The sequence below is a fragment of the Pseudomonas sp. FSL R10-0399 genome, from assembly GCF_009600165.1.
Taxonomy (GTDB): domain Bacteria; phylum Pseudomonadota; class Gammaproteobacteria; order Pseudomonadales; family Pseudomonadaceae; genus Aquipseudomonas; species Aquipseudomonas helleri.
Window position 1 is genome coordinate 1 of sequence record NZ_WIWK01000152.1, and the last position, 11,341, is coordinate 11,341.

General features: G+C 62.1%; 5 protein-coding genes. 3 read left to right on the plus strand and 2 right to left on the minus strand.

What is annotated here, in order from left to right; genetic code table 11:
• From GHO41_RS26740 to dsbG, 3 genes are all read left to right on the plus strand, one after another.
• Positions 1–691 (plus strand): thioredoxin family protein (locus GHO41_RS26740; RefSeq protein ID WP_153435109.1); only part of this gene is annotated, 691 nt, incomplete at its 5' end.
• On the plus strand, positions 692–1,564 hold the full coding sequence (locus tag GHO41_RS26745; protein WP_048368849.1) for a TlpA disulfide reductase family protein: 873 nt from the start codon (positions 692–694) through the stop codon (positions 1,562–1,564).
• Complete coding sequence (gene dsbG / locus GHO41_RS26750; RefSeq protein ID WP_153435110.1) at positions 1,543–2,316, plus strand: thiol:disulfide interchange protein DsbG; 774 nt, start codon at positions 1,543–1,545, stop codon at positions 2,314–2,316. Before GHO41_RS26745 ends, dsbG begins: the two co-directional genes overlap by 22 nt.
• A 28-nt stretch (positions 2,317–2,344) precedes the next feature.
• Here dsbG and GHO41_RS26755 read toward each other — a convergent pair whose 3' ends face one another.
• Together GHO41_RS26755 and GHO41_RS26760 are read right to left on the minus strand one after the other, a co-directional pair.
• Positions 2,345–2,746 carry a GFA family protein gene (locus GHO41_RS26755; protein ID WP_305977948.1) on the minus strand — a complete coding sequence of 134 codons (402 nt, stop codon included), beginning with the start codon at positions 2,744–2,746 and terminating at the stop codon, positions 2,345–2,347.
• 144 nt (positions 2,747–2,890) lie between these two features.
• Positions 2,891–11,341 (minus strand): non-ribosomal peptide synthase/polyketide synthase (locus tag GHO41_RS26760; RefSeq protein ID WP_153435111.1); only part of this gene is annotated, 8,451 nt, incomplete at its 5' end.

An 11,341-nucleotide genomic window follows, 5' to 3' on the forward strand; every position in this document is an offset into this window, starting at 1 on the left:
GGGCGCCTGGATGGATCTGACCAAAGGGCTGTTTGGTTTCCTGTTCCTCGCTACGGCCCTGTTGTTGCTGCGCCCGGTGGTCAGTGAAACCCTGTGGCTGGGGTTGTGGGGCGTGTTGCTGATTATTTTTGCCAGCAGCCTGTGGCAACAAGCGCAACACTTCGCCCGCGCCAAGCCGCTGTTTAACCCCTTGAGCCTGCTGGCCGGGATTTGGGGTGGTTTGATGCTGATAGGGGCCGCCGGGGGCGGCACCGACCTGGGTCAACCGTTGCAGGTGTACACCGCTAAAACCGTGATCGGCACTACGGTCAGCAATGACCACGGCGACTTCATTACCCTCAACGACCCTGCCAGCCTCGACCGTGAACTGGCCAGCGCCAAGGCCGAGGGGCAATGGGTGTTGCTCGACTACTACGCCGACTGGTGCGTGTCGTGCAAAGTCATGGAAAAACAGGTGTTCGCCAAACCTGAGGTGCAATCGGCTTTGCAGGGCGTGCGACTGTTGCGTCTTGATGTGACTGCCGATAATGTCGCCAGCCGCGAATTGCTCAGCCGTTACCAGGTACCCGGCCCGCCCAGTTTTGTCTGGATAGGGCCCAATGGGGTTGAGCGTCGTGGGCAGCGGATCACCGGCGAAGTAAACGCCGAGACTTTTTTGAAAAACTGGAATGCCACTCGGGAAACCCCATAAATGCTCACCCTGACCATCGGTTCGTTTGCCTTGGCAATTAACCACCTGCTGCTGATCCTGGCCCTCGCCCTGGCGACACTGGTCGGTTGGCGGGTGGCCAAACGTGGCGGCGAGAACCCTGAGTCAGTGTTGTTTGCCCTGTTTTTGCTGGGCTTGCTCGTGGCGCGTATCGGTTTTGTACTCGCCTTCTGGCCGCACTTCCAGAACAGCCCGTTGAAAATGCTCGATTTGCGTGACGGCGGGTTTATGGTCTGGCCCGGCCTGGTGGCCGTGGTGGCGGGTGCGGTGCTCTGGGGTTGGCGCCGTGCGGGCTTGCGCCGCCCATTGGCCTGGGGGTTGAGTACTGGCCTGACCTTCTGGATTTTGGCCAGCCTGTCTTCCAGCCTCTATGAGCAGGGTTCGCGCCTGCCTGAACTGACCTTGCGCACAGCCAATGGCGAATCGGTGCAACTGAGCAGTTACCAGGGCGGCCCGCTGGTCATCAACTTGTGGGCCACGTGGTGCCCGCCGTGCCGCCGGGAAATGCCGGTGCTGCAGAACGCGCAAAAACAGCATCAAGATGTGACGTTTTTATTCGTCAATCAGGGCGAAAGCATGCAGAGCGTCAGTACGTTCCTCGAAACCCAGGGTCTGAGCCTGAGCAACATCTTGTTCGACAGCAGCGGGCAACTGGCCCAGAAGGTCGGCTCCATGGCGCTACCGACTACGCTCTTCTACAGCGCTGACGGGCGTTTGCTGCGCAGCCATTTGGGCGAATTGTCCGATGCCAGCCTGGCGCAGGCCATGCAAGGCTTTACCAAAGAACATTCAAAGTCGGCCCAACAGGTCGACCCTGCAAGGAATACGCAAACATGCTTAACCGCAAACTGTTAACCCTTAGCCTGACCTCTCTGTTTGGCGCTGCCCTGCTGCAGTCGCCTGTGCTACAAGCTGAAGAACTGCCTCCAGCCATCAAGAAAATCGAAGCCAAGGGCGCGAAAATCGTCGGCAGCTTTGATGCGCCCAGCGGTTTGAAAGGCTATGCCGCGCAGTACCAGAACCGTGGCATGGCCTTGTACCTGACCGCTGACGGCAATGTGCTGGTCGGCAACCTGTATGACGCCGACGGCAAAGACCTGAGCCTGGCGCCGCTGCAAAAGCTGGTCTATGCGCCGATGGCTAAAGAGGTCTGGGCCAACATGGAGAAGAGCAACTGGATCCAGGACGGTAAAAAGGATGCGCCGCGCACCGTTTACCTGTTCAGCGACCCGAACTGCCCGTACTGCAACATGTTCTGGGAACAGGCCCGCCCGTGGGTCGATTCAGGCAAAGTGCAATTACGCCACATCATGGTGGGCATTATCCGCGAAGACAGCCCGGGCAAGTCTGCCGCCCTGCTGTCCGCCAAAGACCCGCAGCAAGCCCTGCAGGCACACGAAAAAGCCGGCAAGGCCAGCACCCTCAAGGCTTTGAGCAAAATCCCGGCTGACGTACAGGCCAAGCTCGATGCCAACGCCCAGCTCATGAACGACCTGGAACTGTCGGCAACCCCGGCAATTTTCTACCTGGACGACCAAGGCAACCTGCAACAACAGCAAGGTGCGCCGTCGCCAGACAAGCTGGTGCAGATTTTGGGGCCCAAGTAACTATCGCAGCCTCGTACCTCGACAGCGACTACGGGGTTAATGGCGTCAAACACCACCAGCGTGGTCGGATGTCCTCAAACGAGTGGTACAACGGCGCCAGCTCGGCGCCGTTATTGTCATCAAAACCGCCAATCAGCAATGCAATCGTCGGCTCATCATCGATTGCGCCAATCGAGCTTCCGCACGTTGGGCAAAAGGCCCTGCTGGAGTAATCCGAGGTTCTGAAGACCGAAGGAGCCCCCCCGGCCCCTACCCACTTGACCCGTTCTTGCGCAAACTCAACCCACACGACGGTCGGTGAGCCTGTATGCCGCTGACAAGTTTTGCATGAGCAGGTATGAGCGTTTTCTGCAGAGCCCAAGGCTTTATAACGGATCGAGCCACAAACGCATCCGCCACTGTAATGAGTGTGTTCCATGCACAATTCCATTGGCTTGCTGTCGAGATGCCAAGCGTAGCGAGAAGCGAACAACTCGTAACGTGCAGTTCACCCTGGAGCTGCCGCAGGCTGCGATCTGTTGATGGTTAAGATCAACAGATCGCGAGGCAAGCCCGGCTCCTACAGGGGGTGTTGTTACAGCCCTTCGAGTTCGGCCATCAGGTCGCTCAGGCGGTCGACTTTTTCATCGTTGATTTCGCTGCTTTCCAGCCCTTCGATGTACACCGCCAACTCGGCCACGCAACTGCATTCAAACATCGCCCGTAACGGCACGTTGCGTTGCAGTACTTTCTGTACCCGCGAGGCGATTTGTGTCGCCAGCAAGGAGTGGCCGCCCAGCTCGAAGAAGTTGTCGTTGACCCCTACCCGCTCGACGCCCAGGACTTCACTCCAGATGCCTGCCAAGGTGTGTTCCAGTTCTGTGCGTGGCGCCAGGTAGTCCTCACGCTGCAACTGGCCGATGTCTACCGCCGGCAGCGCCTTGCGGTCGAGTTTGCCGTTGGCGTTGAGGGGCAATCGCTCCAGCCACAACCAATGCAGCGGCACCATGTAGTCCGGCAGTTCAGCGCGCAGGCGCTGTTTGACCCGGTCCAGCCGCTCGCTCAGGCCAAGGGCCGTTTGCGCGGCCACCAGATAGCCGACCAGGTATTTGCCATTGGGCCCTTCCTGCACGCTGACCGCCGCATCACGCAGCTCTGGTTGCTCGTGCAGGCGCGCTTCGATTTCCCCCAGTTCGATCCGATAACCGCGAATTTTCACTTGATGGTCGATGCGCCCGACGTACTCCAGCACCCCGTCGCTGCGCCGCCGCGCCAGGTCGCCAGTGCGGTACAAACGCTCACCCGGAGCACCGAACGGGTTCGGCACAAAGGCCAGCGCGGTGCGCAGCGGGTCGCTGACATAACCCCGGCCCACGCCGGTGCCTGCCACGCACAACTCACCCACCGCGCCGAGTGCGACCAGTTGCAGCGCGTCGTCGAGCAGGTACAGACGGTTGTTGTCGGTCGGCGTGCCAATCGGCAAGTAGCTGCCTTGAGTCGCCCCATGATCAACGCGGAAGAACGCCACGTCATCCGAACATTCGGCCGGGCCATAGGCATTGACCAGGCCAATCTCGGGGTAACGCAACAGCCATTGCTGCGCCAGTTCTGGCGGCATGGCCTCGCCGGTGGGGAGCATCCAGCGTAAACCCTTCAGTTCAACAGGGGCCTCGGCCAGCATCCCTTGGATCAGCGACGGCACGCTTTCCAGCACGCTTATGCCTTGGCCATTGACCTGCGCCAGCAGGGCTTGCGGGTCGTGGGCGATGGTGTTCGGAACGATCTCGACCCGCGCACCGAACAAGGGGGCCGCGAGGAACTGCCACACCGAAATATCGAAGCTTTGCGAGGCGGTCTGCGCAATCACATCCGCCTTGCTCAGTTGCAGGTACGGCAATTTGCTCAACTGGTTGTTGAGCATGCCGCGTTGCTCAACCATCACGCCTTTGGGCAACCCGGTGGAACCCGAGGTGTAGATGACGTAGGCGAGGTTGTCCGGGCCGCTGTAGACCTGCGGGTTGTGATCCGTCCACGTCCCGGCTTGCACGTCTTCCCATACCAGTAACCGTGGACGCACGGCGCAACCTGACTCATCGAGCAAGGCTTGCGCCTGCTCGCGACAGGCCTGGGTGCAAACCAGCAGCGGCGTGCGGCTTAGCTCCAAAATGCGGCTCAGACGCGGCCCTGGCAGCGCCGGATCCAGCGGCAAATAGCCCGCACCGGCCTTGAAGCTGCCGATGATCATGCCCAGCAAGTCCAGCCCGCGCTCCGCCAGCAGCGCCACCGGTTGATCCATACGCACACCGCCTGCGATCAAGGCATGGCCCAGGCGGTTACTGCGCTGGTTCAGTTCGTGGTAACTCCACTGCTGCTCCAGGCAACCGGCCGCGATGCGCTGCGGATGCGCTGCCACTTGGGCTTCGAACAGTTCAGCATAGCTGTGCTGCAACGGGTACTCGCGCTGGCTTCGGTTGCAGCCCTCTATAAGGAATTGCTGCTCAGCCTCGCCCAGCAAAGGCAAGTCGGCCATGTCGCCATTGACGCCGTCCATCAAGGCCAGCAACAAGCGCTTGAACTCACTGAGCAGGCGCTCAACGCTGCTGCGCTCAAAAAAGCGCTGGTCGTAAGACAGGTGCAAGCCCAGGTCATCGCCGGGGTAGCACACGGCGGTGAGCGGGAAGTTGGTATGGGTACGACCTGAGTCCGAGGTGGCGTTCAGGCTCTGGGCCCGGTCCAGCACCGACATATCGACCGGCGCGTTCTCGAACACAAACAGGCTGTCGAACAGCGGCTGGCCTTTGGGCAGTTCGCTGCGCTCCTGAATCGTCACCAGCGGCAAGTACTCGTACTCGCGCAACTCCATATTGTGTTCGAGCAAGGCGCTCAGCCATTGCCGAACGCTCAGCGCCTGACCGTCTTCAGGCATCTGCACACGCAGGGCCACGCTGTTGATAAACAGCCCGACCGTCTGCTGCATTTGCGGCAGTTGCACCGGGCGCCCGGCCACGGTAACGCCAAACACCACGTCGCGCTCACCGATTAAGCGTCGCAGCACCAACGCCCATGCCGCCTGGGCAAAGGTGTTGATGGTCAATTGGTGCTGCTGCGCCAGTTCACGCAACCGCACGCCATCTTTGACCTCAAGCCGGGTGTAGCAGTCGCCCACCAGCATGCCGCCGCTAGCGCCCGCATGCTCGCGCAGCAAAGGCCGGTCGGTGGGGATGTAAGTGGTCCGTTCAAAGCCTTGCAGGTTGCGCTGCCACCAAGCGTTGGCCTGCTGCAGGTCCTGCTGTTGCAGCCAACTGATGTACTCGCGATAGCGCGGTGGCGTGGTCAGTTGCGGGGCGCGACCTTCGCCAAGCGCACTGTAGATTTCAAAAAAGTCGCTCATCAGCAGCGAACGGCACCAGGCATCGATGAGGATGTGGTGATTGCTCATCATGAACCAGTATCGCGCCTCACCCACACGTATCAGGCGCAGGTGGAATGGCGCCTGATTGAGCAGATCAAAACCGGCTTCGCGCTCGCGCTTGAGCAGCGCCTGCAGACGCTCTTCATGGCTGTCTTGCGGCTCGCGGCTCCAGTCGAGGTAATCAACTTCGGTGTTGCCGGGACGATGGATGATTTGCAGCATGCCTTCGCCCGCGTTCCAGCAGAACGACGCGCGCAAGGCCTCATGCCGCGCCACCACTGACTGCCAGGCCAGGGCGAAACGTTGCGGGTCGAGGGCGCTGTCAATCCGGTAGCGGTCCTGCATGTAGTACAGCCCGGTGCCCGGTTCGAGCAAGGTGTGCAGCAACATGCCCTCTTGCATCGGAGTCATGGGGTACACGTCTTCAATCAGGCCTGCCGCCACCGGCAAGCTGTCGAGCTGTGCCTGGGTGAGTTTGGCCAGCGGGAAGTCCGATGGCGTCAAGCCGCCCGCATCGCTGCTCAGGCAGTGGGCAATCAGGCTTTCAAGCTCCGCGAGGTAATCCTGGGCCAGCGCTTCAATGGCTTGGGGCTGATAGCGCTCGGCGCTGAAAGTCCAACGCAAAACCAACTCGCCGCCATACACCTGGCTGTCGATGCTCAACTCGTTGGGCAATGGAGCCTGCGGGTCGTGGGCGATGCCCGTCGGCTCGTCCAGCGGACGGAACAGCGCATCGCTGGCAAAGCTCTGGTCAAACTGGCCAAGGTAGTTAAAGGTGATCGGTGCCTCGGGCAACGCGGCCAGGGCTTGCCCCGTTACCGGGTCGCTCAGGTAGCGCAACACGCCGTAACCCAGGCCTTTGTGCGGGACGTGTCGCAGTTGCTCTTTGATGGCCTTGATCGAAGCGCTCTGCCCCAGGTGGCTGCTCGGCGTCAGGCGCCGCGGATAAGCGCTGGTAAACCAGCCCACGGTGCGGCTCAAGTCGATGTCATCGAACAGGGTTTCGCGGCCGTGACCTTCAAGTTGCACCAGGGTCGACGGTTGGCCGGTCCAGCGACAGATCACCCGCGCCAGCGCGGTCAGCAGCACATCGTTGATCTGCGTGCGATAGGCGCTGGGCACCTGTTGCAGCAGTTGCCGGGTGCGCGCCTCGTCCAGCCGCACACTGAGCGTTTGCCCGTGCAGATGTTGCCGCCCGCCATGGCGGTTAACGCCCGGTAGCTCCACCGCTGGCCCCTTGAGGTGCTCTTGCCACAGGCCCAGCTCTTCACGCAGCGAATCACTGCTGGCATAGGCGTGTAAACGATTGGCCCACGCCCTGAATGCGCTGGTTTTCGCGGGCAGTGGCTGCTGGCGATACAGCGCCTGTAAGTCTTCCAGCAAGACCCGCCAGGACACCCCGTCGACCGCCAAATGGTGGACCGCCAGCAACAGGCGTTGCTCCCCGTGCGGGCCATCGACCAGTACCGCGCGCAGCAGCGGCCCTGCGTGCAGATCGAGGCTGCGTTGCGCGTCGTTAAACAGCCCGGCGCAGTCTCGCAGGTCTGCCACGCTGGCTCGCCAAAGCAACGGTTGCTGTGCAGCGCCCAGGTACTGCGCCTGCCATTGCCCGTTGCGTTGCTCAAAGCTCAGGCGCAAAGCGTCGTGATGCATCACCAGGGCCAGCAGCGCCCGCTCCAGCAAGGCAGGCTCAAGAGGTTCGGCAGGTTGCAGCAGCACGCACTGGTTCCAGTGCCCGCGTTGCGGCATGTCGGTATCAAAGAACCACTGCTGAATCGGCGTCAGTGCCGATTCGCCAGTGAGTACGCCCTGCTCGGCGGTCAGTTGCTCGGACTGGGTCGCAACGCTCGCCAAAGCTTGCACGGTTTGATGCTGGAACAGGTCACGGGGGCTGAAGTGAATCCCCAATTGCCGGGCGCGGCTGACCACTTGAATCGACAGGATCGAGTCACCGCCCAGTTCGAAAAAGTTGTCATTGAGACCGACATGCTCAAGGTTCAGCACCTCGCCCCACACCTTGGCCAAACTGGCTTGCAGCGCATTGCGCGGGGCCACGTAATGCTGGCGATTGAGCTCAACATCGGGCGCTGGCAAGGCGCGGCGGTCGAGTTTGCCGTTGGCGGTCAGCGGCATACTGTCCAGCAGCATCAGGTGCGCGGGCACCATGTAATCCGGCAGTTGCGCCTTGAGCCGGGCCTTGAGCGCTTCGCGCAACGCACCCGCCTCAGCCTGTTCATCACACACCAGCCAGGCCGCCAGTTGCTTGCCACCCGGCATGTCCAGCGCCAGCACTACGGCTTCACGTACCGCCGGATGCCCGAGCAAGTGGCTTTCGATCTCGCCCAGCTCAATGCGGAAACCCCGGATTTTGACCTGATGATCAACCCGCCCCAGGTATTCCACCAGACCGTCAGCGCGTTGGCGCACCAAGTCGCCGGTGCGGTACAAGCGCCCGCCATTGCGCGCAAACGGGTCTGACACAAAGCGTTCGGCCGTCAGCCCGGGACGCTGGTGATACCCCTGCGCCAGCCCTGCGCCGCCGATATACAGTTCGCCGGTGGCGCCTTGGGGCACCAGCGCCAGATGGCTGTCGAGAATGTAGGCCACCCGCGCACCGATGACCTCACCGATTGGCACAGTGGCGGCGCCATCGGCCAGCTGTTCAGGTGCCAGGCTGGCCAGCGGCATGACCACGGTTTCGGTCGGGCCGTAGGCATTGAAAAACACGCTCGGCTGCAAGGCCGCACGGATACGCTGCAAGTGCTCGCCGGTCAATGCTTCGCCGCCGGTGATGCACATGCGCACCGGCAATGTCTGCCCGCGGCTGGCCAGCCACTGGGCCAATTGGCTGCCGTAGCTGGGGGTGAAACCCAGAATACTGACCTGTTGCTCACGGATCAGTTGGCAGATCGCTTCGGCGTCCCACTGCCCTTGCGCCCGCAGTACCAGCCGCGCACCACTGAGCAGCGGCACCAGCAAACGCTCGGTGGCAGCGTCGAAGTTGATCGAATAAAAGTGCAGTTCACAGTCATCCGCACGCATGCCAAACCGCTCAATCACCGCCTGGCAATGCATGGCGATTTCGCCGTGGGACACCACCACGCCCTTGGGCTGGCCGGTGGAGCCCGAGGTGTAGATCAAATACGCCTGATGCTGTGGCAAATTGATAAACGGCAGTGCGCTGGACGGGTACGCGGCCAGTTGCGGGCCGTCGTCTTCGAGACTCCAGCGCACGACGCTTGAGGGCAATTCACCCAGCGCGGCAAACAGGCTGCGATGGCTCAACAACACGCTGATGCCGCTGTCTTCGATCATGTACTGCAAGCGTTCCAGCGGGTATTCCGGGTCGAGCGGCACGTAGGCGCCGCCCGCCTTGAGGATCGCCAGCAGGCCGACGACCATGTCCAGCGAACGTTCCAGTGCCAGCCCCACCCGCACCTGCGGGCCTACGCCCAGCTCGCGCAGCTTCCAGGCCAGTTGATTAGCGCGGCCTTCAAGTTCGGCGTAGCTCAAGTGCTGCCCGGCGAAGATCAAGGCGATGGCCGCAGGACGCATTCGGGCTTGCTCCGCAAACAGAACATGCACGTAGCGATCGAGACGCTGCGTACCCGCCGCCGGTGTCAGCCCGTCCAGCAAGCGCTGTTGTGCAGCGCCATCCAACAGCGGCAACTCGCTCAGCCGTTGTTGCGGGTCGGCCAGCAGCGCGTGCAGCAGATTACGCCAGTGCTCGGCCATGCTGGCGATGCGCGGCTCATCAAACAAATCAGTGCTGTAGGTCAGGCAGCAGCCCAAGCGGTGGTCGAGGTCAGTGACTTCCAGGTTGAGGTCGAACTTGGTCGCCCGCGCATCGTTGGGCAAAAACTCCACTGTCATGCCTGCCAGTGTCCGGCTTTGCTGGAACTCCCAGCGCTGCACGTTGCACATCACTTGAAACAGCGGGTTGTAAGCGGCGCTGCGCGGGGGTTGCAGGGCTTCGACCAGATGATCAAACGGCAAGTCCTGATGCGACTGGCCTTCGATGACGGTCTGGCGCACCTGCTCCAGCAGTTCAGCCACGCGCATGTGGCCATCCAGTTCGCAGCGCAGTACCTGGGTGTTAAGAAAAGCCCCGATCAGCCCTTCGCTTTCCGGGCGGATGCGGTTGGCCACCGGCGCGCCGATGCGCAGGTCGGTCTGGCCGCTGTAGCGGTAGAGCAGCAGCGCCAGGGTGGCGGTCATGGTCATGAACAGGGTCAGGCCGTGTTCGGCATTGAACCCTCGCAGTTTCGCGGCCAACTCGTCGCTGAGGTCAAAGCGGTACAACCCGCCCTGATGGCTCTGCACCGCAGGCCGAGGCCGGTCGCCGGGCAGTTCGAGCAGCGGATGCTCGGTGCCGAGTTTGGCGGTCCAGTAATCAAGCTGGCGCTGACGCTCGCCCGACTCCAGCCACTGGCGTTGCCACACGCTGTAGTCGAGGTATTGCACGGCCAGCGGCAGCAACGGCGAGGCGCGATCATCCACAAACGCTTCGTACAACTCGCCCAGTTCGCGGGCAAAAATATCCATCGCCCAGCCTTCAGTGACGATGTGATGCAAGGTCAGGACAAAGTAGTGCTCGCGGGCGGCGGCCTTGACCATGTGGGCGCGCAGTAACGGCCCGCGCTCCAGATCAAACGGCTGATGCGCCTCGTTGTCGGCCAGGGCCTGCAAACGCTGCTCACGGGCAGTGCCGTCCAGGGCGCTGAGGTCCAGCCAGCCCAGGCTCAGGCGCGTGTCGCGGTGTACCTGTTGGCAAGGCACGCCATTGACGCTGGGGAACGTGGTGCGCAGTGTTTCGTGGCGCAGCAGTAACGCTTGCAATGCCGCCTCGAATCGCCCGACGTCCAGCAACCCGGTCAAACGCGCCATGCCGCCAACGTTGTAGGCCGGGCTGTCGGGCTCCATGTGCCAGAGGAACCACATGCGCTGCTGAGAGTACGACAGCGCCACCGGCTGGCTGCGATCCGCCAACTGAATCGGCCGTTGCGTGTTGCGCTGGCCGCTGGCCTGGATTCGCTCTACCTGCTCGACAAATGCGCCCAGCTCACTGGCTTCAAACAGGATTCGCAAGGCCAGTTCAACGTCACAAGCCTGACGCACGCGGGCAACGATTTGTGTAGCCAGCAGCGAGTGCCCGCCCAGGGCGAAGAAGTCGTCATTGAGGCCAATTCGGGCCTGCCCCAGCACTTCGCGCCAGATTGCGGCGATGCGTTGTTGCAGTTCAGTCTGAGGCTCGACGTGCTCACGCACGTGCCACACCGGCTCCGGCAAGGCCCGTCGATCAAGCTTGCCACTCGGGCTCAGGGGCATGCGTTCAAGACGCAACAACTGCGCGGGGACCATGTAATCCGGCAGTTCGGCGGCCAGTGCGGCTTTAAGTTGCGCGCTGTGTTCGGCCTCGGGCAGCGCCCCGTCGAGCGCCGTGTAGTAGCCGATCAGTTGCGGCCCGGCCTGGGTGTCGCGAATCAATACCGCCGCCTGCGCCACCTCAGGCTGGGCCAGCAAGCGCGCTTCGATCTCTTGCGGCTCGACGCGAAAACCGCGCAGTTTGACCTGCTGATCCAGACGCCCGAGGTAGTCGAGCGCGCCATCGCGGTTCCAGCGCACCTGATCACC